The organism is Isoptericola sediminis (assembly GCF_013085345.1).
Classification (GTDB): domain Bacteria; phylum Actinomycetota; class Actinomycetes; order Actinomycetales; family Cellulomonadaceae; genus Isoptericola; species Isoptericola sediminis.
Window position 1 is genome coordinate 75,323 of sequence record NZ_JABFAJ010000018.1, and the last position, 20,667, is coordinate 95,989.

23 protein-coding genes are annotated in these 20,667 nt (G+C 73.5%); 10 read left to right on the plus strand and 13 right to left on the minus strand.

From position 1 onward, the window contains the following. Positions 1-4 precede the first annotated feature (4 nt). Positions 5-610: a GDSL-type esterase/lipase family protein gene (locus tag HLI28_RS09875; protein WP_343035770.1), complete on the plus strand. Its 606-nt coding sequence runs from the start codon at positions 5-7 to the stop codon at positions 608-610. Positions 611-625: 15 nt separating this feature from the next. Here the strand turns inward: HLI28_RS09875 and HLI28_RS09880 are convergent, their stop codons facing one another. Further along, positions 626-1,426 (minus strand): DUF4097 family beta strand repeat-containing protein, encoded by an 801-nt coding sequence (locus tag HLI28_RS09880; RefSeq protein WP_171247351.1) that lies wholly within the window; start codon positions 1,424-1,426, stop codon positions 626-628. 87 nt (positions 1,427-1,513) lie between these two features. Between HLI28_RS09880 and HLI28_RS16045 the strand changes: the two genes are divergently transcribed. After that, positions 1,514-1,588 (plus strand): 50S ribosomal protein bL37, encoded by a 75-nt coding sequence (locus tag HLI28_RS16045; protein WP_369810841.1) that lies wholly within the window; start codon positions 1,514-1,516, stop codon positions 1,586-1,588. 99 nt (positions 1,589-1,687) lie between these two features. Here the strand turns inward: HLI28_RS16045 and rsrA are convergent, their stop codons facing one another. From rsrA to HLI28_RS09895, 3 genes are all read right to left on the minus strand, one after another. Continuing rightward, positions 1,688-1,969, minus strand: coding sequence for a mycothiol system anti-sigma-R factor (rsrA, locus tag HLI28_RS09885; protein WP_171247352.1), 282 nt, complete (start codon positions 1,967-1,969; stop codon positions 1,688-1,690). After that, positions 1,969-2,769 (minus strand): sigma-70 family RNA polymerase sigma factor, encoded by an 801-nt coding sequence (locus HLI28_RS09890; RefSeq protein WP_281357635.1) that lies wholly within the window; start codon positions 2,767-2,769, stop codon positions 1,969-1,971. Before HLI28_RS09890 ends, rsrA begins: the two co-directional genes overlap by 1 nt. Before the next feature lie 88 nt (positions 2,770-2,857). Next, a complete protein-coding gene (locus HLI28_RS09895) occupies positions 2,858-3,823 on the minus strand; it encodes a helix-turn-helix domain-containing protein (protein WP_171247354.1) in 966 nt (321 codons plus the stop codon). Between the two features lie 93 nt (positions 3,824-3,916). Between HLI28_RS09895 and HLI28_RS09900 the strand changes: the two genes are divergently transcribed. Beyond that, positions 3,917-4,063, plus strand: a complete 147-nt coding sequence (locus HLI28_RS09900; RefSeq protein ID WP_171247355.1) for a hypothetical protein — start codon at positions 3,917-3,919, stop codon at positions 4,061-4,063. A gap of 17 nt (positions 4,064-4,080) precedes the next feature. Here the strand turns inward: HLI28_RS09900 and HLI28_RS09905 are convergent, their stop codons facing one another. Beyond that, positions 4,081-4,452, minus strand: coding sequence for a hypothetical protein (locus HLI28_RS09905; RefSeq protein ID WP_171247356.1), 372 nt, complete (start codon positions 4,450-4,452; stop codon positions 4,081-4,083). Positions 4,453-4,541: 89 nt separating this feature from the next. Here HLI28_RS09905 and HLI28_RS09910 point away from each other — a divergent pair, with 89 nt between their 5' ends. The 4 genes from HLI28_RS09910 to hisN all read left to right on the plus strand — a co-directional run bounded on the left by HLI28_RS09910 (position 4,542) and on the right by hisN (position 8,682). Continuing rightward, positions 4,542-5,240 carry a DoxX family membrane protein gene (locus HLI28_RS09910; RefSeq protein ID WP_171247357.1) on the plus strand — a complete coding sequence of 233 codons (699 nt, stop codon included), beginning with the start codon at positions 4,542-4,544 and terminating at the stop codon, positions 5,238-5,240. A gap of 49 nt (positions 5,241-5,289) precedes the next feature. Then, positions 5,290-6,627 carry a 3-phosphoshikimate 1-carboxyvinyltransferase gene (gene aroA / locus HLI28_RS09915; RefSeq protein ID WP_171247358.1) on the plus strand — a complete coding sequence of 446 codons (1,338 nt, stop codon included), beginning with the start codon at positions 5,290-5,292 and terminating at the stop codon, positions 6,625-6,627. Continuing rightward, the gene (gene rsgA, locus HLI28_RS09920; protein WP_171247359.1) at positions 6,627-7,679 is read left to right on the plus strand and encodes a ribosome small subunit-dependent GTPase A; all 1,053 of its coding nucleotides are present in this window, start codon (positions 6,627-6,629) and stop codon (positions 7,677-7,679) included. The genes aroA and rsgA overlap by 1 nt, the downstream gene beginning before the upstream one ends. Positions 7,680-7,860: 181 nt before the next feature. Continuing rightward, complete coding sequence (hisN, locus tag HLI28_RS09925) at positions 7,861-8,682, plus strand: histidinol-phosphatase (RefSeq protein ID WP_304603358.1); 822 nt, start codon at positions 7,861-7,863, stop codon at positions 8,680-8,682. A gap of 84 nt (positions 8,683-8,766) precedes the next feature. On the opposite strand, the gene HLI28_RS09930 is transcribed toward hisN, so the two are convergent. Genes HLI28_RS09930 through HLI28_RS09940 form a run of 3 tightly spaced genes read right to left on the minus strand, consistent with a single transcriptional unit; the run spans position 8,767 to position 11,233 of the window. Continuing rightward, a complete protein-coding gene (locus HLI28_RS09930) occupies positions 8,767-9,264 on the minus strand; it encodes a DUF6912 family protein (protein WP_171247360.1) in 498 nt (165 codons plus the stop codon). 23 nt (positions 9,265-9,287) lie between these two features. Next, positions 9,288-10,583: a CpaE/TadZ family protein gene (locus tag HLI28_RS09935; protein WP_171247361.1), complete on the minus strand. Its 1,296-nt coding sequence runs from the start codon at positions 10,581-10,583 to the stop codon at positions 9,288-9,290. Further along, the gene (locus HLI28_RS09940) at positions 10,583-11,233 is read right to left on the minus strand and encodes a CpaB family protein (RefSeq protein WP_171247362.1); all 651 of its coding nucleotides are present in this window, start codon (positions 11,231-11,233) and stop codon (positions 10,583-10,585) included. The genes HLI28_RS09935 and HLI28_RS09940 overlap by 1 nt, the downstream gene beginning before the upstream one ends. A gap of 197 nt (positions 11,234-11,430) precedes the next feature. On the opposite strand from HLI28_RS09940, the gene HLI28_RS09945 reads away from it, so the two are divergent. Further along, on the plus strand, positions 11,431-11,640 hold the full coding sequence (locus HLI28_RS09945) for a helix-turn-helix domain-containing protein (protein WP_171247363.1): 210 nt from the start codon (positions 11,431-11,433) through the stop codon (positions 11,638-11,640). Here the strand turns inward: HLI28_RS09945 and HLI28_RS09950 are convergent, their stop codons facing one another. Continuing rightward, the gene (locus tag HLI28_RS09950; protein WP_171247364.1) at positions 11,641-12,186 is read right to left on the minus strand and encodes a hypothetical protein; all 546 of its coding nucleotides are present in this window, start codon (positions 12,184-12,186) and stop codon (positions 11,641-11,643) included. 132 nt (positions 12,187-12,318) lie between these two features. On the opposite strand from HLI28_RS09950, the gene HLI28_RS09955 reads away from it, so the two are divergent. Together HLI28_RS09955 and HLI28_RS15285 are read left to right on the plus strand one after the other, a co-directional pair. Next, a complete protein-coding gene (locus HLI28_RS09955) occupies positions 12,319-13,119 on the plus strand; it encodes a LysM peptidoglycan-binding domain-containing protein (RefSeq protein WP_171247365.1) in 801 nt (266 codons plus the stop codon). 50 nt (positions 13,120-13,169) lie between these two features. After that, positions 13,170-13,727, plus strand: a complete 558-nt coding sequence (locus HLI28_RS15285; RefSeq protein WP_216077585.1) for an Rv3235 family protein — start codon at positions 13,170-13,172, stop codon at positions 13,725-13,727. A 24-nt stretch (positions 13,728-13,751) separates the two neighbouring features. On the opposite strand, the gene secA is transcribed toward HLI28_RS15285, so the two are convergent. The 4 genes from secA to hpf all read right to left on the minus strand — a co-directional run bounded on the left by secA (position 13,752) and on the right by hpf (position 20,653). Further along, complete coding sequence (gene secA / locus HLI28_RS09965) at positions 13,752-16,700, minus strand: preprotein translocase subunit SecA (RefSeq protein WP_171247366.1); 2,949 nt, start codon at positions 16,698-16,700, stop codon at positions 13,752-13,754. A gap of 175 nt (positions 16,701-16,875) precedes the next feature. Next, complete coding sequence (locus HLI28_RS15965; protein ID WP_171247367.1) at positions 16,876-18,459, minus strand: cation:proton antiporter domain-containing protein; 1,584 nt, start codon at positions 18,457-18,459, stop codon at positions 16,876-16,878. 57 nt (positions 18,460-18,516) lie between these two features. Continuing rightward, entirely contained in the window at positions 18,517-19,743 is a 1,227-nt protein-coding gene (locus HLI28_RS09975; protein WP_246246607.1) for a winged helix-turn-helix domain-containing protein, read from the minus strand. Between the two features lie 250 nt (positions 19,744-19,993). Continuing rightward, entirely contained in the window at positions 19,994-20,653 is a 660-nt protein-coding gene (gene hpf, locus HLI28_RS09980) for a ribosome hibernation-promoting factor, HPF/YfiA family (protein WP_171247416.1), read from the minus strand. Positions 20,654-20,667: the final 14 nt, after the last annotated feature.

Consider the following 20,667-nt stretch of genomic DNA (forward strand, 5'->3'; position numbering starts at 1 on the left):
GGTCGTGACGGACCGCGAGGTGCGGATCTGCGTGGTGGGCGACGAGCTCGCCGTGGGCGTCGGCGACGGCCGCGCGCTCGGTTGGACCGGCCGGGTGCTGGCGCGGACCCGGTTCGACCGCCCGGCGATGACGTTCACCCTGGCGGTGCCGGGCGAGACGACGTCGACCCTCGGAGCCCGCTGGGAGGCGGAGACGGAGCCGCGGTTCGGCCCGGACTCGACCCATGACAACCGGCTCGTGGTGGCCCTGGGTCGCCACGACGTCGACTCGGGCCTGTCGGTGGCGCGCTCCCGGCTGAACCTGGCCAACATCCTCGACGTCGCCGACAACCGTCGGCTGTCGACCTTCGTCGTCGGTCCCCCGCCCGGCCGGCCGGAGGACGGGGACCGGATCGCCGAGCTCTCGGCCGCGTTCTCCGACGTCGCCAGCCGTCGCCGGGTGCCCTACGTGGACACGTACACGCCGCTGGCCCAGCACGAGCAGTGGCTCGCCGACCTGGCGACCACCGGGTCGACCTACCCCGGCCAGGCCGGCTACGGCCTGATGGCCTGGCTCGTGCTGCACACCGGGTGGCACGCCTGGCTCGGGCTGCCGCACGACACGGAGTAGCGACCCGGCCGTGGCTCAGCCGCGGGAGACGATCACCCGAGCGCTCGTCACGGCGGCGGTGACGTAGGCGATGCTGCGCCCGTCGGTCGGGGTCTCGCTGCGGTCGACGGACAGGGTGCGCGTGGTCGAGGGCAGCACCTCGCCGTCGACCACGGCCTGGCCCGCGGCACCGCGGACCTTGAGGCTGAGGGGGGTGCCCTCGTCGAGCCGGATCGCCACGTCGCCGGAGACCGACTTCGCCGACACCATCGGCACGGTGCCGGCCGCCGTGACGGCCACCGCACCCGACACGCTGCTCGTGGAGACCCTGCCGAGGGCCCCCTCGAGCGCCAGGGCACCGGAGACGACCTGGGCGGACACGTCGCCGGTGTGTCCCGAGGCGGCCACGTCGCCGGAGACGGACTTCAGGTACAGCGACCCCGACGTCCCCGCCGTGCGCACCGCCCCCGTGACGGTCTTGACCACGGTCCCGGCGGTGCCGCTGACGTCGGCGTCGGCCTCGATCGTGCCGACGTCGACCCGGACCCCGGGCGGGACCGTGAGGCGGACGACCGCCCGCTCCGAGCTGCCCAGCGACCGCACCCGGGCCACGAAGGCCTCCACCATCGAGCGTTCGTAGCCGATCCGCAGGCGGTCACCGTCACGGTCGACCTGGAGCGGCTTCTCGCCGACCTCGGCGACCTCCAGCGTGACGTGCTCCGCCTCCGGGTCGACCGCCACGTCGACCCGACCGTCCTGGAGCCGGACGGACAGGCCGCCCACCCCGGTGATCTCGACGGTCTGCGGGGCGGCGATCGCCCAGGACTCGGTGCTCATGCTGCCTCCGTTGGCCGATGACGCGGGTGGACGTGCGGTTGTGGGATCATGGTGCGACCCCCGAACACCTTCTCGTGAGGAGAAATCATGAGCAAGCGCGGCAACAAGCGTCGTGCCCGCAAGGGCAAGAACGCCAACCACGGCAAGCGTCCCAACGCCTGAGGACGTCACCACGCACGACGGGCCGGCACCCTGCAGGGTGCCGGCCCGTCGTCGTCCCCGGCCCGTGCCTCGGCACGGACCCGGTGGTGCTCCGTGCGCTCAGCCGGAGGTGCGCATCACGGTGAGCTGCTCGTGGATGCGCAGCCGCAGCGTCGCCGGCGCCTGCTCGGCGCAGGACCGCTTCACGAGCTTCTTGACGAGCTCCTCGACGCTGAGCTCGGCCAGACAGGGCGAGCAGTGCGCGACGTGCGCGCGCATGCGGTCCTCGTCGGCCTCGGTCATCTCCGAGTCGAGGTACTCGTACAGGTGGTGCAGTGCGTGCTCGCACTCGCTCTCGCCCTCGGCGGGCTCGTGCGGGATGGGCGTCACGTCCCCGCTCATCATGATTCTCCTCCGCGTGCTCCGGCGAGTCCTCGGTCAGCCGCGTAGTCCGACAACAGGTCGCGCAGCTGCCGTCGTCCACGGTGCAGCCGGGACATCACGGTCCCGATCGGTGTACCCATGATCTCCGCGATCTCCTTGTAGGGGAACCCCTCGACGTCGGCGTAGTAGACGACCATGCGGCGGTCCTCCGGCAGCTCGGCCAGCGCCCGCTTCACGTCGGAGTCCGGGAGCCGGTCGAGGGCCTCGACCTCGGCCGACCGCAGGCCCTGCGAGGTGTGGGTCGCCGCCCGGGCGATCTGCCAGTCCTCGATGTCGTCGGTCTGCGCCTGCTGCGGCTGCCGCTGCTTCTTGCGGTAGTTGTTGATGAAGGTGTTGGTCAGGATCCGGTACAGCCAGGCCTTGAGGTTCGTCCCCGGCTTGTACTGGTGGAAGGCGGCGAACGCCTTGGCGAACGTCTCCTGGACCAGGTCCTCGGCGTCGGCCGGGTTCCGGGTCATGCGCAGCGCCGCGGAGTACAGCTGGTCGACGTACTCCAGCGCGTCGCGCTCGAACCGCGCGACCCGGTCGGTGGCCGACTCCTCGTCGGGAGCGCGTTCGGTGTCCTCGCCGACCTCGTCCTCGGCCGGCGAGGTCGTCTCCGCGTCGTCATGGGTGCTCATCGCTCTCGAGCCTAGCTCTCGCGGCCAGGCGGTGCGGCGTCCGTCCGACCTCGACGCCGCCGCCCCGCCGAGGTCGGAGGGGACGGAGAACAGGGTCACGTCGCGCGCCCCGGCCGGTGCGGGGGCTCCTCGGGTCATGCAGGCTTCCACACTGCGGTGCAACCGTCGGCGGCGGGCGTGCATTCCCACCAGGTGAGCGCCGTCGTCGCGCCGCCGACGCCGCGGGTCAGGACGCGACGTCGGCGAACCGGCGGCGGTACGCCGTGGGGCTGGTGCCGAGCACCCGCGCGAAGTGGTGTCGCAGCACCGCGGCGCTGCCGAAGCCGACGAGACGGGCGACCTCCTCGACCGGCACGTCGGGGCGCTCCAGGAGCTCCTGCGAGCGGGCGACGCGCTGCCGGGTGAGCCAGGCGCCGGGGGTGGTCCCGGTCTCCGCGCGGAACCGGCGGGCGAACGTCCGCTCCGACAGCGTGGCGCGACGCGCCAGCGCGGGCACGCTGTGGTCCTGCTCGAGGTGCTCGCGCATCCACGCGAGGAGACCGGCGAGCGACTCGCCCGACTCGGGGACGGGGTCGATCACGAACTGGGCCTGCCCGCCGTCGCGTTGCGGCGGGACGACCATGCGGCGGGCGACGGCCCGGGCCACCTCGCCCCCGAGCTCGGTGCGGAGCAGGTGCAGGCAGGCGTCGATCCCGGCGGCCGTGCCGGCGCTGGTCAGCACCCGGCCGTCGGCGACGTAGAGCACGTCGGGGTCGACGTCGGCACGTGGTGCGGCGGCGGCGAGACGGGCCGCGAACAACCAGTGGGTCGTGCAGCGCCGACCGTCGAGGAGGCCGGCGGCCGCGAGCGCGAACGCGCCCGAGCACAGCGACACCACCCAGGCGCCGCGGTCGTGGGCGCGGCGGATCGCGTCGAGGTACGCGGGCGAGAGCTCGACAGGGTGGTCGTCGTCCATGACGTCGTAGGCCACGGCGACGACGACGTCGGCGTCCTCGGTCGCTTCGAGCCCGGCGTCCACCTGGACGGCGAACCCGCCCCGGGTCGGCACCGCACCGGGGTCGGGGGTGCACAGCGTGAAGTCGAAGGCCGGCCCCCCGGTGTCCCGGCGGTCGATGCCGAAGACCTCGCAGGCGATCCCCATCTCGAACGGGGCGACGCCCGGGACGACGACCGCGGCCACCTTCTGGATCATCCGTCCATCGTCCCAGGACATTGGCAGAATGTCGATGGGTAGTGTCACCTCTGCCACTGGTGGCGCTATCTTGACGATCGCATGATTGCTGCCATGACCACGATCATCCTGCTCCTGCTGCTCCTGCTGACCGTCGCCGCGCTCGCGGCCTCCGCCCGGGCCGTCCGTCGTGACGGGCTCGGGCACCGCCGTCCGCCCCGTTCCCACCCCGACTGGTGGGAAGGCGTCGAGCTGCGCTGACGTCGGCCGCGGAGCGACTAGGGCTCGAGGAGCTGCACGACCTCGACGCCGCACTGCACGGGGTACGACTCCTGGCAGACCCCGTCGACCCACACCTCGACCAGGACCCCGGCCACGAGGACGTCCGGGTCCGCGGCGTCGCCGTCCGCCGCCAGCACCTCGGTGCCGTCGGTGAGCAGCGCCATCCCCTCGTAGTAGGGGTCAGAAGCCTGCACGACGACCGGCTGCCCCGCGCGGGCGTCGTCGTCGACCGAGCCGCCGTCGGCCACCACGCCCCGCACGTCGGACGGCTCGTCAGGCGCGAGCACGGTGCCGGCACACCCGGACAGGGCGACGGCGGCGGCGAGCAGGGCAGCGGGCGCCGCGCTGCGGCGGAGGGCCGAGGTCACGACGGTCATCGGACCGCATCGCTGCTCGCGGCGTCAACCATCGCGCCTATCGGTGGGCATGTCAGCTGCGGCTCTGCCACAGTGGGGCCATGCTGCTGCGACGTCTCGCCCGACCCCTGCTGGCCGTCCCGTTCATCTACGACGGCGTGTCCACCGCGCTGCGACCGGCCGAGCACACCGACGCCGCCCGCGAGGGCGCCGACACGGTCACCGACACCCTGGGTGTCGACCGGCTCGACGACACCCAGGTCGCGTTGCTGGTCCGTGCGCACGGCGCTGTGACCGCGTTCGCCGGCCTGCTGCTCGCCGTCGGCCGGACCCCGCGGACCGCCGCCCTGGCGCTCGCCGCGTTGACGACGCCCCTGGCCGTCGTCAACCAGCCCTTCACCAGCAAGGGCGACGAGCGCAAGGAGAAGACCCTCAAGTTCGTCAAGAACCTCGGCGCGATCGGCGCCACCGTGATCGCCGGGATCGACCTCGAGGGCCGTCCCGGCATGAGCTACCGCATCGCGCAGAAGACGTCGTCGGCGTCGAAGTCCGCGCAGCACGCCGTCGAGAGCGCGGAGAAGACCGGGAAGTACGCGGTCCGCAACGCGGAGCGGACCGGTCGGTACGCGGTCCAGAACGCCAAGCGGTCCGCGACGACCGCGCAGAAGTCCGCCTCGACGTCGGCCCGACGCGCGCGCAAGCAGGTCGAGCGGGACCTGCGCTCCACCGTGAAGAGCGCACGGGCCGGCGCGAAGAGCGCACGGGCCGCCGCCGAGAAGGCCGCGGCGAAGGTGTCCTGACCTCCGGACACGACACCGCGCCGACAGGCCGTCAACTACCCTCGGGGACATGACGACTGCGCCGGCACCGACCGATCTGCCGCTCTGGGACGCCCCGGTCGCCGACGGCCCCCTGGACAGCACGGTCGAGGTCCCGGGCAGCAAGTCCCTGACGAACCGGCTGCTCGTCCTCGCAGCGCTGGCCGACGGGCCGGGCACCCTGCGCGGTGCGCTGCGCTCGCGCGACGCCGACCTCATGATCGCCGCGCTGCGGTCGCTCGGCGCCACCATCACCGAGGGTGAGACCGCCAGCACGCTGCACGTCACGCCCGGGCCTGTCACCGGCCACGCCGCCGTCGACTGCGGGCTGGCCGGCACCGTGATGCGGTTCCTGCCCCCCGTGGCCGCGCTGGCCGACGGCGCCGTCCGGTTCGACGGCGACCCGGAGGCGCGGGTGCGGCCGATGCAGCCGGTGCTCGCCGGGCTGCACGGCCTCGGCGTCCGCGTCACCGGTGAGGGCGCCGAGGCCGGCGACACGCTCCCCGCCCACCTGCCCTTCACCGTGCACGGCCGGGGCCACGTCGCCGGCGGCGCCGTCGACATCGACGCCTCGGCCTCCTCCCAGTTCGTCTCGGCGCTGCTGCTGGCCGCGGCCCGGTTCGACCGGCCGCTGATGCTGCGGCACATCGGCACCACGCTGCCGAGCCTGCCCCACATCGAAATGACCGTCGCGACCCTGCGCGAGGTCGGCGTCGCCGTCGACGACTCCCGGGACGGCATCTGGCAGGTCACCCCCGGTCCGATCGCCGCCCGGGACGTGCGCGTCGAGCCGGACCTGTCCAACGCGGCACCCTTCCTGGCCGCCGCGCTGGTCGCCGGGGGCACCGTCCGGGTGCCCGGCTGGCCGACGTCGACCACCCAGCCGGGTGCCATGGTCCCCGGGCTGCTGGAGCGGATGGGCGGCACGGCGTCGCTCGCCGACGGCGTGCTGAGCGTGACCGGCACGGGCGAGATCCACGGCATCGACGTCGACCTGCAGGCCGGCGGCGAGCTCGCCCCGACGTTCGCCGTGCTCGCGGCGCTGGCCGACTCCCCCACCCGCCTGCGCGGCATCGCGCACCTGCGTGGCCACGAGACCGACCGGCTGGCGGCGTTGGCCACGGAGATCACCCGGCTGGGCGGCCGGTGCGAGGAGACCCGCGACGGGCTCGTCATCACCCCGCGCCCGCTGCACGGCGGGACGTTCCGCACCTACGCCGACCACCGCATGGCCACCTCGGCGGCGCTGCTCGGCCTGCGCGTGCCGGGCGTCCAGGTCGAGGACGTCGCCACCACCGCCAAGACCCTGCCCGGGTTCGACCGGATCTGGGCACGGATGCTCGATCTCGGCACGGGGGACCTGGCCTGATGGCGCGGGCCCGTGACGAGCACGACCGGTTCTCGCGTCCCTCCAAGCACGGGTCGCGCCCACGGTCCAAGCAGCGTCCCGAGCACGCGAACGCCGTCCCGGCGATGGTCACCGGGATCGACCGGGGTCGTTACACCCTCGTGGTCGACGACGGCGGCCCGGAGGAGCGCGAGATCCTCGCCATGAAGGCCCGCGAGCTCGGGCGGACCCGCACCGTGGTCGGCGACCGGGTGGACGTCGTCGGGGACACCTCCGGCCGCGAGGGCACGCTCGCCCGGATCGTGCGCATCACCGACCGCACCTCGACGCTGCGCCGCACGGCCGACGACACCGACCCGTACGAGCGGATCGTGGTCGCCAACGCCGACCAGCTCGTCGTCGTCACCGCGCTCGCCCAGCCCGAGCCGCGCACCGGCATGATCGACCGCTGCGTCGTGGCCGCCTACGACGCCGGCATGGACGTGCTGCTGTGCCTGACCAAGGCCGACCTCGCCTCCCCCGACGAGCTGCGCGACCTGTACGAGCCGATCGGCGTGGACGTGGTGGTGACCAGACGGGACGACGCGGAGTCCGTCGAGACGGTCCGCGAGCGCCTGCTGGGCCGGACGTCGGTGCTCGTGGGCCACTCCGGCGTCGGCAAGTCGACACTCATCAACGCCCTGGTGCCCGACGCCCTGCGGGCGACCGGCGTCGTCAACGACGTGACGGGTCGAGGGCGGCACACCTCGACGTCGGCGGTGGCGCTGCGCCTGCCGGTGGGTCCGAGCTCCTCGGTGGACGGCGAGGGGCACGACGGCTGGGTCATCGACACCCCGGGCGTGCGGTCCTTCGGCCTCGCCCACGTGGAGCCCGAGCACCTGCTGCGCGCCTTCGAGGACCTCGACGCCGCGGCCGAGGAGTGCCCGCGCGGGTGCACGCACCTCGCCGACGCCCCCGACTGCGCGCTCGACGAGTGGGTCGAGGCGGCCGAGGATGGCGACGGGCAGGCGGCACGTGCTGCCCGCCTGGCGTCGTTCCGCCGCCTGCTCACCTCCCGGACGGACGCCGGCTAGGAGCCGTCGTCGGCACGGTCCTTCGGGGCCCGCGGAACTCGACGGCCGCCCGGAGCATCGAGTGCCACCCACCCACGGTGCGGCGCGCGGGCGCTCCGGAGCCCCCGGGACCGGCGACACGCGCATCTCGCCTGGCGTCGTTCCGCCGTCTGCCGACCTCCCGGACCGCTACCGTGTGAGGGTGGCCACCTTCCAGCAGACACCCAGTCCCCGGGGGCACGGGCGCACGTACGAGGACGACCTGCGTCTGGCCCACGTGATCGCCGACCAGGTCGACTCGATGACGATGTCCCGGTTCCGCGCGGTCGACCTCCATGTCGAGACCAAGCCGGACCAGACCCCGGTGTCCGACGCGGACCGCGGCGCGGAGGAGTTCATCCGCGCCCAGCTGGCCCGCGCGCGCACGCGTGACGCCATCGTCGGCGAGGAGTTCGGCGAAGAGGCCGGCAGCGGGTCCCGCCGGTGGATCATCGACCCCATCGACGGCACCAAGAACTTCGTCCGGGGTGTGCCCGTGTGGGCCACCCTCATTGCGCTGGCCGAGGGCGACGAGGTCGTCATGGGCCTCGTCTCGGCCCCGGCGCTCGGCCGCCGCTGGTGGGCCGCCAAAGGCTCCGGCGCCTGGACCGGCAAGTCCATCGCCGCCGCCACCCGCATGCGCGTGTCCGGCGTCTCGTCGCTGGACGACGCCTCGTTCGCCTACTCCTCCCTCGACGGTTGGGAGGAGCGCGACAAGCTCAACGGGTTCCTCGACCTGACCCGGGAGTGCTGGCGCACCCGTGGGTACGGCGACTTCTGGTCGTACATGCTCGTCGCGGAGGGCGCGGCCGACATCGCCGCCGAGCCGGAGCTCGAGCTGTACGACATGGCGGCGCTGGTGCCGATCGTCGTCGAGGCCGGCGGGCGGTTCACCTCGCTGGACGGGTCGGACGGACCCTGGGGCGGCAACGCGCTGGCCACCAACGGGCTGCTGCACGACAAGGCGCTCGTCTACCTCGGCTGACCCTCACCCGCTGTGGGCATGAAATCTGCAGCCCCGGGGTACCCGAGGGCTGCAGATTTCATGCCCACAGCGGAGGGTGCGGTCTCAGGGGCGCGGGATCTGGCCGACCTCGCTCGGGTCGTACCAGAGCAGGTCCCGGTCGGTGACCCGCTGGACGGCCTCGGCGAGCGCCTCGTCGTCGTCGGCGTCCACGGCCGCCAGCACGGCCCGGACGTCGTCGGCCGCGGTGGGTTCGTCGACGTGCACGGCGGCCAGCGGGACGTCCGGGACGTCGCGCAGCACCAGCACCGACGAGGCCGAGGCACCCTCGGGGTCGACGCCCACGACGTCCTGCTCGACGTCCACCGAGACCACGACCCGCACGGGCGGCACGCCGGGACGGCCCGCGACGAGCGACAGGGAGTCGTCGGCGGCCGCGAGGAACGCCGCGTACTCGCGCCCCTCGTCGTCGGCGTCGGCGAGCTCACCGGCGAGCGCCCGCGTGACGGCGTGCGCACCGCGCGGCCCGACCGGCCAGCGTGTCACGCTCCCGACCACGGCGGTGTCCAGCTCGTCCAGGGTCGCGGGCACGTAGATGCGCATGGGGACAGTCTGCCCGACGCCGCTCACGCCACCAGCGCGCGGACCCGGCCCGCCAGCTCCGCGAAGCCGTCCCGGGCGGACGACGAGGGTGCGTGCTCGGCCAGGCTACGGCCGGCGAGCACGGCGGCGTCGCAGGCAGCAGCGTCGTCGGGCACCGGGTGCACGTCGTCCACCCCGGCGTAGCGGGCCAGCGCCGCCGCGACGGCCCCGGCCGGGTCAGGGCCCACCGCCGTCGAGCGCACGCGGTTCGCGACCACGAGCCGTCGACCGGCCACCGGGACCGGGACGTCGGCCAGGTCCTCCAGGGCACGCACCAGACGGTGGATGCCGACGGGGTCGGCGGCACCGACGACGACCACGACGTCAGCGGCCTCCAGGGCGGCGAGGGTCGCGCCGTTGCGCTGCGGGGCGTGGGTGTCGTACATGAGCAGCTCGTCGGCCTCCACGAGCGGCCCGCAGTCGACGACGGTCCAGCGCGCCAGGTCGCGCGCCCGGTCGAGGACGACCTCGAGGGCGCTGGCCGGCAGCTCGGGCCACCGGGAGGCCCGCGTGATGCCGGTCAGGACGCGGAGCCGTCCCGTGACCACAGGTGCGTGGCGGGCGAGCGTCGTCAGGTCCAGGCCGCCCCGGGAGGCGGCGCGCGCGGCGGCCGCGAGCCCGGGGGCGTCGTCGAGCAGGCCCAGCCGGGCGGCGAGGCACGAGCCGTAGGTGTCGGCGTCGACCAGCAGCGTCGTCTCCCCCGGCGCCGCGGGGGCGGTGCGACCGGCCCGGCCCCGCCGTCGACGTCCGCGGGTCCCGCCGATCCCGGCGAGCTCGGCCGCGACCTCGACGGCCGTCGTCGAGCGACCGGGGGCGCCGACCGGACCCCAGACCGCCACGACGTCACCACGACGCCCCGGCTCCGGCGGGCTTCCCTCGGCGTCGAGGACCGACGCCAGGTCGAGCTCCCCGGTGGCCAGCGGGTCGTCGATCGGTGCGGTGTCGCGCACGGCGTCGAGGAAACCCGGGTCGTGCGGCCCGGTGCGGACGGCGTCGACGCCGAGCGCCTCGGCCCGGTCGGCCCCGCCGACGTCCGCGAGGGCGACGACGCGGGTCCCGGCCGCGTGCAGACGACCGACGGCCTCCCGGTCGAGGCCCGGGAGGTCGGCGGTCACGACGGCCACCGTCCCGGCCCCGGCCGCTGCCGCGGCGAGCAGCTCGGTCATGTCACCGCAGCGGCGGGTCACCGTGGTGCCCGCTCCGGGAGCGCCGAGCGCGACCACGACGTCGGGTTCCTCCGGCCCCTCCACCGCGCACAGCACGGTGATCGGCGCCGCCATCAGGCGCCCGCCACGGGGACGACCGCGATCGACCCGTCGGCGCCGAGGGCCGACAGCACGGCCGGCAGGCGCTCGCTGCGGACGAGCACGTGCACGGTGCCGCCGTCGGCCACGACGAGACCGCTGTCCGAGACGTCGACCTGCTCGACGACGACACCGGTGACCAGCGGCTCCGGCTCCGGGGCGCCGCCCTTCGACCCCGGCGCGACGTCCGGCACGAACCACAGGTCGACGAGCGCTCCGGCCCGGATCCGCTCGGACAGTCCCGCGCTCACCGGGACCGCCACCGCACGGACGTCGACGCGCTCGGCCGGGCCGAGCGCCCCCGCGGCGACCAGCTCGCCGTCCTCGACGACCCGCAGGGCGACCTGGTCCGCCGGGGGCCCGACGTCCGCCCGCAGGTACCGCGCCGTCTCCGCGCCGAGGTTGACGTCGACGACACGCAGGTCCTCCGCCGCCACGGGCTCTCCCGGGGTGAGCGTGCCGGCGGCGACGTAGACCGGCACCGTGCGGTCGGCGCCCGAGACCACCCAGGCCCCCAGCGCGACGGCGAGCGCCACGAGGAGCAGCCCGACGACGAGACGGGGGTCGCGCCAGGTGGGCCGACGCAGGCGGGGCGCGACGGGAGAGGGCAGGGCGTCGTTGCTCACGGATCGGTCCTTCGGTTCGGCCGGTCGCGTCGTCGCGTCCGGCGGGGCGGGGCCGTCGGTCGGTCGTCACCCTAGCGCTGCGACCAGCGACGATGCGGTGAGATCCATCATCCGGGACGAAGACGCCATCGCGCCACCATCCACCATCGCCTGTGAACAAGCGAGATCAACCGACGGCGCCGTGCGACCATGGCTGCATGGCTGGTCGCTTCCTCTCCCTCGCCGAGGTCCAGGAGATGCTGAGCATCTCCGCCGCCCAGGCGTACTCGCTCGTCCGCTCGGGCGAGCTGCCCGCGATCCAGGTCGGCCCGAAGAAGGTGTGGCGCGTCGAGGCGGTCAAGCTCGAGGAGTACATCGAGCAGCAGTACACCCGCACCCGCGAGCGCATCGCCTCCGGCGAGATGTGATCACGCCTCGCTGACGCGCAGCAGGGCGGAGAACGGGACGACCCGGTCGACCGGCCGCGCCCGGTCGACCTCCACGACGTCGAGGTGGTCCGCGCCCACCCGGGCGATCCGGCCAACGACCTGACCGGACGTCGTCCGCACCTGCACCCGGGCACGGTCGCGCTGCAGCGCGCGCAGCGCCGTGCCGAGACCGAGCCGGTCCGTCCTCGCCTGCGACGCCAGCGCCTGGGAGCCCAGGCCCACGATCCCTGCCACCACGGCGACGGGCACGACATGCTGCACCCGTCCGCGGGTCCCTCCGGCGTCGAGCTGCATCCAGGTGTCGGCGAGGTGGGCGACCCGCCCCTCGAGGACCTCTCCGTCGGACAGCTCCACGCGCACCGGACCGCGCGTCGCCCGCAACCGGTCGGTCCAGCGGACGGCGGCCTGCTCGGCGCGGGTGAGCTCGGCGACGGCGCCCTCCCGCTCGGCCGCCTCCCCCGCGGCGAGCTGCGCCTCGAGGTCCGCGAAGAGCAGCGCCCAGCGAGACCTCTCGGACGACACCATCGACCTACCCCTCCGCGCGGCTGGTGGACCGGACCAGCATGCCCGCTCTGGACACGGCGATCGAACTCTGGTGAGATCAGTGCCACCAGAAGACATCAAACGACATCAAGCGTCATGATCAGAGTGGATCAGATGACAGACGAGATCACCCAGCACCCTCGGCCGGCGCCGCGACCCGGCCTCTCCCTCGCAGGCCTCCTCGCGTGCGCCCTCGGGGGTGCCGCCGTCCTGGCGCTGCTCGGCCTGCGTGCCGAGTCGATCGTCCCGCGCGGGGTGGCGGAGGCCGCCCGCACCGACATCGAGCGATGGGTCGAGCTCGGCGTCCTGCTCGTCGGCGCCGGCGCCGCGAGCCGGCTGGCCGTCGGAGCCGCCGTCGCGCTGGCCTGCGTCGCTCGTGCCCGCCGGGACGGCCGACACGTCCTGGACACGGCGCTGGGCCCCTGGGTCCCGCGGCTCGTGCACCGGCTCGCGCGTGGCGCCGTCGGCGTCGGGGTCGGCGCCGGTCTGGCTCTCACGCCGGTGGGCGCTTTGGCGGACGAGCCCCCCGGTGCTGACGCACCCGTCGTGCTCGACGTCGGATGGCGGTCCACGACCGACCCGGCGCCCCCGGACACCGCGGCGTCGGCACAACCGGTCGCGCCCGCGACGACGCACACCGCCGAGCTCACCAGCAGCCCGCTCGAAACCGACGTCCCCGCGGGGTCCGCCGACAGCGCCGGCCGCGCCGAGGCGCGGCCCGGACCGCCCGACCGCGACGAGGTGGTGGTCGTCCGCGGGGACACGCTGTGGGGCATCGCGTCCCGCGGACTCCCGGACGCGGCCTCGGACGGCGACGTCCTGGCGGAGGTCGTCCGGTGGCACGCGGCCAACCGTGACGTCATCGGTGACGACCCCGACGAGATCCTGCCCGGGCAGGTCCTGCGCTCGCCCTGAGAACCCCTGCTCGACGCCGCCCACCCCGCCACGCCCGTACGGAGCCCTTCATGACCCTTCCGCGCATCACGTCCGGTCCCGCCGACCCGCAGGACGACACGTCAGCTCGTCGGCTCCGCGTCGCGGCGACCCCTGGTGCCCGGCCACCCGCCCGGCCACCGCAGGCGCCGGCACGGCGCGCGCCCGTGCGCCGGGTCCGGGTCGGCCGGGACGCACCGGTGACACCGGTCCCCGGGCGCCCCCTGGCCGAGGCGTCGTCCGGGCAGGTGGACGGACCGCACCCCAGCGACCCCACGGCCCTGTGCTGCTCCGTGGTCCGGGCGGCGGTCGAGGTGCTGCGAGGTGAGCGGCCCGCCGCGCAGGTGGCGCGTTGGGTCACGCCGCAGGTCCACGATCAGCTGGCGCACCGGGCACGTCTGCTGCGGGCCGCGACGACCGCCCGACCGACCCGCCCCGTCACCGTCCGCCGCGTGCGCACCGTCCGGCTCGGCCCGGGGACGGCGGAGGCCACGGTCGTGCTCGAGGACTCCGGGCGCGTCCGCGCCGCGGCGGCCCGGCTCGAGGTGCACCGAGGCACCTGGCGGGTCACCGTGCTCGAGCTGGGGTGAGGACGTCCGGGAACGGACGCCCGATCACTCGTTGGCGCCGTGGCACACCTTGTACTTCTTGCCGGACCCGCACGGGCACTGGGCGTTGCGCGGGGTCCCCGGGAAGGTGCGCCCGTCGGCGTTCGCCGCGGTCGCCTCGCCGTGCAGCGCGCGACGGGCGGCCCGGGTGTCCCCGGTCCGGGTGGTGGACCCGTCCTCGCTGGGCGCCGAGTACTGCAGGTTCTGCGGCCGCTGCGGGGTCTCGAGACCCTTCGCGACGAGGGTCGGCTCCTCGGAGCCGCCGAAGGCCGCCGGGATCTCCTGCTCCGTGGGAGCGGCGTCCTCCTCCGCCGGGGCGTCCTCGACGGCGTCGGCACCCGCGACCGAGGCCGCGCCGGCCGCCAGGCCCTGAGCGGCCGAGGAACCTGCCGTGGCCGCCGCGGACTGGACCGAGACCTGCGGCCCCGCACCGGCGGGCGCGTCCTCGCCGGGCTGCTTCACCTGCACCTCGAGGTTGAACAGGTAGCCGACCGACTCCTCCTTGATGGCCTCGGTCATGGCCTGGAAGAGCTGGTAGCCCTCGCGCTGGTACTCGATGAGGGGGTCGCGCTGGGCCATCGCGCGCAGCCCGATGCCCTCCTTGAGGTAGTCCATCTCGTAGAGGTGCTCACGCCACTTGCGGTCCAGCACCGACAGCACGACACGACGCTCGAGCTGGCGCATCGCGGGTGAGCCCAGGGACTCCTCGCGCGCCGCGTAGGCGACACGGGCGTCGGACAGCAGCTCCTCGAGAAGCATCTCCTTGGTCAGACGGTCGCGCCCGCCCGCCTCGGCGACGACGTCCTCCACGGTGATCGACACCGGGAAGACGGACTTCAGGGCGGTCCACAGCGAGTCCAGGTCCCAGCCCTCGGCGTTGCCGTCGTCGGCGGCACCCTCGACGTAGGCCGTCACGACGTCGGTGAGGAAGTGCTGGACCTGCTCGTGCAGGTCCTCCCCCTCCAGGACGCGGCGGCGCTCGTCGTAGATCACGGTGCGCTGGCGGGCCAGGACGTCGTCGTACTTGAGGACGTTCTTGCGGATCTCGAAGTTGCGGGACTCGACCTGCGACTGGGCGCTCTGGATCCCGCGGGTGACCATCTTCGACTCGAGCGGCATGTCGTCCGGGAAGCCGGCCCGGCCCATCATCGACTCGGCCAGACCGGAGTTGAACAGCCGCATCAGGTCGTCCTGCATCGACAGGTAGAACCGCGACTCGCCGGGGTCGCCCTGACGGCCGGAACGACCGCGCAGCTGGTTGTCGATCCGTCGCGACTCGTGGCGCTCGGTCCCGAGCACGTACAGGCCGCCGAGCTCGACGACCTCGTTGTGCTCCGAGGCCACCGACTCCTCGGCCTTGGCAAGCACCTCGGGCCACGCGGCCTCGTAGGCCTCGGGGTCCTCGGCGGCGTCGAAACCGCGCTCGGCCATCTCGGCCACCGCGATGAACTCGGCGTTGCCGCCGAGCATGATGTCGGTGCCTCGACCGGCCATGTTCGTCGCCACCGTGACGGCGCCCTTGCGCCCGGCCTGGGCGACGACGGCGGCCTCGCGGTCGTGCTCCTTCGCGTTCAGCACGGCGTGCGGGACGCCGGCGCGCTGCAGGAGCGTCGAGAGCAGCTCGGACTTCTCGACGCTCGTCGTGCCGACCAGCACCGGCTGACCCTTGGCGTGCCGCTCGACGATGTCGTCCACGACCGCGTTGAACTTGCCCTCCTCGGCCTTGTACACGAGGTCGGGCTGGTCGATGCGGATCATCGGCTTGTTCGTCGGGATCGGGACGACGCCGAGCTGGTAGGTGCCCTGGAACTCGGCGGCCTCCGTCTCGGCCGTACCGGTCATGCCGGCGACCTTCTCGTACTGCCGGAAGTAGTTCTGCAGGGTGATCGTGGCGAGCGTCTGGTTCTCCGCCTTGATCTGCACGCCCTCCTTGGCCTCGATGGCCTGGTGCATGCCCTCGTTGTACCGGCGACCCGCGAGGATGCGGCCGGTGTGCTCGTCGACGATCATGACCTCGCCGTTGAGCACGACGTAGTCCTTGTCGCGCTTGAACAGCTCCTTCGCCTTGATGGCGTTGTTGACGAAACCGATCAGCGGGGTGTTGAGCGACTCGTACAGGTTGTCGATGCCGAGGTAGTCCTCGATCTTCTCGATCCCCGGCTCGAGGATGCCGACCGTGCGCTTCTTCTCGTCGACCTCGTAGTCGGTCTCGCGCGTCAGTCGCTTGACGACCTTCGCGAACTCGACGTACCAGCGGTTCGCGTCGCCGGACGAGGGACCGGAGATGATCAGCGGGGTCCGCGCCTCGTCGATGAGGATGGAGTCGACCTCGTCGACGATCGCGAAGTGGTGACCGCGCTGGACCAGGTCGTCCGGCGACCAGGCCATGTTGTCGCGCAGGTAGTCGAAGCCGAACTCGTTGTTCGTGCCGTAGGTGATGTCCGCGGCGTACTGGCGCCGGCGCTCGTCCGGGTTCTGGCCGGAGACGATGATGCCCGTGGTCATGCCGAGGAACCGGTAGACACGGCCCATCAGCTCGCCCTGGTACTTCGCCAGGAAGTCGTTGGTGGTGATGACGTGCACGCCCTTGCCCGTCAGGGCGTTGAGGTACGCGGCGGTGGTGGCGACCAGCGTCTTGCCCTCACCGGTCTTCATCTCGGCGATGTTGCCCTCGTGCAGGGCGGCACCGCCGATGAGCTGCACGTCGAAGTGGCGCTGGCCGAGGGTCCTGCGCGCGGCCTCACGGACCGTGGCGAACGCCTCCGGGAGCAGCTCGTCGAGCGTGGCGCCGTGCTCCAGGCGGTCCTTGAACCGCTGCGTCTCCTCCTGCAGCTCGGTGTCGCTCAGCTCGACGAAGCTGGACTCGAGCCGGTTCACCTGCTCGGCGAGGCCGGTCAGCTTCTTGAGGGTCCGCCCCTCGCCGAAGCGGAGGATCTTCTCGAGGATCGCAGGCACGCAGTACTCCCGGGTCGGTGGTGCCCGGGTGGCCCCGAGCCCGTTCGGTGGTGCCGACGGGATCTGCTGGCGTCGCCCTCGTCGCCCGTCGCACCGCCTGCCATCCTATTCGGTCTCACGGCTCCGGTGGGCCGGGTTCGCGACCGACGAACGACCCGCCCCGGCGCCGGAGGCCTCAGCGTCCCGTCGAGAGCACCTCGGCCGCCCGGTCGGCGAGCTCGGCACCGGCGGCCCCGTAGATGTGGAACACCGCGTGCGCCCCGTGGCGCCGCAGCTCCGCGACGTCGTCGTCGTACCGGGCGATCGCGGCGACGTACCCCTCGAAACCGGCCTCCTGCAGCCGCGAGAGGGCGATGAGGTTGGCGTTGTGGAACGGCATGGCCAGCACGGCGAGGCGGACGTGCCCGGCCCGTTTGACGCGGGCCCAGAACTCGACGTCGGTGGCGTCGGCGCGGACCACCTCGAAACCCTCGCCCTGCAGCGCCGTGACGCGTTTGAGGTCGTGCTCGACCCCGACGACGCGCAGGCCGTACTCGTCCCGCAGGCGGGCGCAGGTGGTCGAGCCGACCCGGCCCAGTCCCATGACGAGGGCGTCGACGTCGCCGATGTCCACGACGCGGTCGTCCATGTGCAGCCGGGACGGGTCCTTCGGCGGCAGGAACCGGGTGAGCCAGGAGGCGATCTCCACGCCCCGGCGGTTCACCGCCGCGGAGAGCGCGAAGCTCGCAGCGACCGCCAACGAGATGACGACGAGCCAGTCGTCGTCGACCATGCCCACCTCGACGCCGACGGCGACCACGATGATGCCGAACTCGGAGTAGTTCCCGAGCACGAGGCCGGTCAGGAACGACGTGCGACGGCGGAGCCGCGCCATCCACAGCAGCACGGCGTACCCGGCGGCCTGCAGCGGCAGCATCAGCAGCAGCAGGAGCGCCAGGCCGACGTGCTGCGGCTCCGGCGTCCCGTGCAGCCCGATCTCGAGGAAGAACGCGACGAGCATGACGTCCTTGAACGTCATCAGCGACCGTGACATCTCACCGGCGCTCGGGTGGGAGGCGAGGAGCGCCCCCATGACCAGCGCGCCGACGTCCCCGGACAGCCCGAGGTGCTCGAAGAGGTAGAACCCCGGCCCCAGCGCCACCGCGACGCCGAAGATGGCCTGGAGCTCGCCGTGGCCGACACGCGACCACACCGCGTGCAGCACCCGGCGCCCGGGGATGAACAGCAGCAGGGCCACCGCCCACGGGCTGGGCGGGCGCCCCTCGGCGATGGCCAGGAACGTCACGGCGACGACGTCCTGGATGACCAGGATGCCCACGGCGATCCGTCCGTACAGGCTCGTCGCGTCCGACCGGTCCTCGAGCACCTTGACCACGAAGACCGTCGAGCTGAAGGACAGCGCGAGCCCGATGAGCGCGATCGTGCCGAACCCGTCGCCGGCCACCAGCGCCATCCCCGCCGCGGCGAGCACACCCAGGAACCCGATGCCGAGCGCCACCGAGAACACCATGTGGCTGACCGTCGTCAGCCAGATCTCCGGGCGGACCAGCGAGCGCACGTCCAGCTTCAGACCGATGGTGAACAGCAGCAGCGCCACACCGACCTCGGCGATCGTGGCGAGACCGGGCAGCTCCGGGGCGCCTGCCGCGCCGAGGGCGAAGCCGGCCGCGAGGAAACCGACCAGAGGCGGCAGCCGCACGAGGGTGGCGACGACACCACCCACGAACGCCACGCCGACGTAGAGAGCGAGCGTCTCCACGGGCACCTCCTCCCCTGTAGCCGCCGATCCTACGGTCCGTGGCGGCCCCGTGGGTCGTCAGTCCGACGTCGCGCCCCGGATCGTCGCCCGCAGCGCGTCGGACAGGTCGCCGGGCGGCTCGACGACGACGTCGTCGAGACCCGACCACCGGGCGAGCGTCCACAGCTCGTCGGCGAGCCGGCCAGGGGTGTCGGCTCCCGTGCCGCCCGTGCGGTGGCTGGCCGCCACGCGCAGCACCCGCCCTCCCCGGTCGGCCTTGAGGTCCACCATCGCCGAGATCCGGTCTCCCTCGAGGAACGGCAGGACGTAGTAGCCCAGTCGTCGTCGGTGCGCCGGGGTGTAGATCTCGATCCGGTAGAAGACGTCGAAGAGGGACTGCAGGCGACGCCGCTCCCAGACCAGCGGGTCGAACGGGCTCAGCAGCGCCGCACCCTCGGCGCGGCGCGGGACGACGGCGTCACGGTGGCGGTAGGTGGGCTCGCTCCAACCCTGCACGTCGACGGGCACGAGGGTCCCGTCGTCGACCAGCTCCGTCAGCGCCCGGGCGGCGGCCGGTCCCCGCAGCCGGAAGTAGTCGCGGAAGCACCGGGCGGTGCCGACACCGTGCGCCCGCGCGCCCAGCTCCAGCAGGCGACGCACGGCGACGTCGTCGGGGACGGGCGGGGCGTTCCGCACCGCCGGCGGGAGCACGCGCTCGGCCAGGTCGTAGCAGCGCTCGAAGGACTCGGTGCGCCGGGCCGAGAGCACCTCGCCGGTGAAGAACATGTACTCCAGGCAGCGCTTCGCCACTGACCAGTTCCAGCCCCAGTCCTCCCGGGGCCGGGACCCCGCCCGTCCGGCGGACTCGAGCTCGGCGTGGATCCGACCCGCGGTGACGGGCCCGAGCTGGGCGACGAGCGACCGCACCAGGTCGAGCTCGACGGGGTGGGCGTGCGCGGTCGCGGCGATGACACCCCACGCCTCCTGCTGCGCCGCCCGACGTCGCCACTCCAGCAACGGATAGGTGGTGACCGGGACGTACGACGCCTCGTGGGCCCAGGTCTCGACCAGTCGCCGCGGTGAGCGTCCGCTCGCCCGGTCGAGCAGGCCGGTGTCGTACGGGCCGAGCCGGGAGTACAGCGGCATCAGGTGCGCCCGGGCGAGCACGTTGACCGAGTCGATCTGGAGCAGGTTGAGCCGGTCGACGGTGGCGGTCAGCCGGCGCATGGTCACCGGCGCGTCGCGTCGCGGCCGGTCCAGCGCCTGGGCGCGCAGCGCGACCCGGCGCGCCTGTGCGTTGGACATCGTCTCCACGGTCGTCATCCTGCCCGTCGACCCCGACAGGCACACGCCGCGCCGTGCCGACCCGCCAGGATCCGTCCTGACCCGGGGGAATCCGTCCTGACTCGACCAGACACGTCCTGACCCGCGAGGAGCGGCGGTGACCCGCCACGGAGCGTCCCGCGCCGCGAGACCCGTCGAGACGCGGGGACGCGACGGGGCCCCGGGCACGATCGTCCTCGTGCCCGGGGCCCCGTCGGACCCGACCGGTCCCTCAGGTGAGCTGGGTGACCGGTGCGGCCGCCGCGCAGGTGGTGTCCAGCTCGATCACGCCGTACGACCACCCCCGACGCCGGTAGACCGCCGCGGGCCGCGCGGACTCCTTGTCGATGAAGAGGAAGAAGTCGTGGCCGACGAGCTCCATCCGCTCGACGGCGTCGTCCACCGTCATCGGCTCCCCGTGGTGCAGCTTCTGGCGGATCACGACCGGCGAGTCGCCCAGCTGGTGCTCGACGGAGTCACCGGGCGTCTCCAGGACGGCGGGCTCGGGCTCGGAGCGCTCGGCCAGCACCTCGTCGACCGTGCTCGGGTCGGCGAACGGCCGCGCGTCCTCCGCGCCGCGGCGGCGGTGGTCCTTCTTGTGCCGGTCGCGAGAACGCCGCAGACGCTCACTGAGCTTCTCCATCGCGAGGTCCAGGGCGGCGAACCTGTCGTCCGCCGCCGCCTCCGCGCGGATGATGGGCCCCTTCGACCGCACCGTGAGCTCGACCCGCTCGCTGACGTCCGACAGCCGGGGGTTGTTCTCGTGCGTGACCTCGACGTCCACGCGGCGCGTGTTCGGCGAGAGCTGGGTGACCTTGGTGAGCTTGTCCTGGACGTGCTCCCGGAACTTGTCCGTCACGTCCGTGTGCCTGCCGACGACGGCGATCTCCATCGTGTCGCTCCACT

Excerpts from the sequence above, each read along its gene's own strand:
- HLI28_RS09890 (WP_281357635.1), bottom strand. The coding sequence starts at position 2,769 with ATGACCCGAGGAGCCCCCGCACCGGCCGGGGCGCGCGACGTGACCCTG.
- HLI28_RS09975 (WP_246246607.1), bottom strand. The coding sequence starts at position 19,743 with ATGTCCAACGCACAGGCGCGCCGGGTCGCGCTGCGCGCCCAGGCGCTG.
- HLI28_RS15285 (WP_216077585.1), top strand. The coding sequence starts at position 13,170 with ATGACCCTTCCGCGCATCACGTCCGGTCCCGCCGACCCGCAGGACGAC.
- rsrA (WP_171247352.1), bottom strand. The coding sequence starts at position 1,969 with ATGAGCGGGGACGTGACGCCCATCCCGCACGAGCCCGCCGAGGGCGAG.
- HLI28_RS09945 (WP_171247363.1), top strand. The coding sequence starts at position 11,431 with ATGGCTGGTCGCTTCCTCTCCCTCGCCGAGGTCCAGGAGATGCTGAGC.
- HLI28_RS09955 (WP_171247365.1), top strand. The coding sequence starts at position 12,319 with ATGACAGACGAGATCACCCAGCACCCTCGGCCGGCGCCGCGACCCGGC.
- HLI28_RS09910 (WP_171247357.1), top strand. The coding sequence starts at position 4,542 with ATGCTGCTGCGACGTCTCGCCCGACCCCTGCTGGCCGTCCCGTTCATC.
- HLI28_RS09880 (WP_171247351.1), bottom strand. The coding sequence starts at position 1,426 with ATGAGCACCGAGTCCTGGGCGATCGCCGCCCCGCAGACCGTCGAGATC.
- hpf (WP_171247416.1), bottom strand. The coding sequence starts at position 20,653 with ATGGAGATCGCCGTCGTCGGCAGGCACACGGACGTGACGGACAAGTTC.
- HLI28_RS09950 (WP_171247364.1), bottom strand. The coding sequence starts at position 12,186 with ATGGTGTCGTCCGAGAGGTCTCGCTGGGCGCTGCTCTTCGCGGACCTC.
- HLI28_RS09900 (WP_171247355.1), top strand. The coding sequence starts at position 3,917 with ATGACCACGATCATCCTGCTCCTGCTGCTCCTGCTGACCGTCGCCGCG.
- aroA (WP_171247358.1), top strand. The coding sequence starts at position 5,290 with ATGACGACTGCGCCGGCACCGACCGATCTGCCGCTCTGGGACGCCCCG.
- HLI28_RS09935 (WP_171247361.1), bottom strand. The coding sequence starts at position 10,583 with ATGGCGGCGCCGATCACCGTGCTGTGCGCGGTGGAGGGGCCGGAGGAA.
- HLI28_RS09930 (WP_171247360.1), bottom strand. The coding sequence starts at position 9,264 with ATGCGCATCTACGTGCCCGCGACCCTGGACGAGCTGGACACCGCCGTG.
- HLI28_RS09895 (WP_171247354.1), bottom strand. The coding sequence starts at position 3,823 with ATGATCCAGAAGGTGGCCGCGGTCGTCGTCCCGGGCGTCGCCCCGTTC.
- rsgA (WP_171247359.1), top strand. The coding sequence starts at position 6,627 with ATGGCGCGGGCCCGTGACGAGCACGACCGGTTCTCGCGTCCCTCCAAG.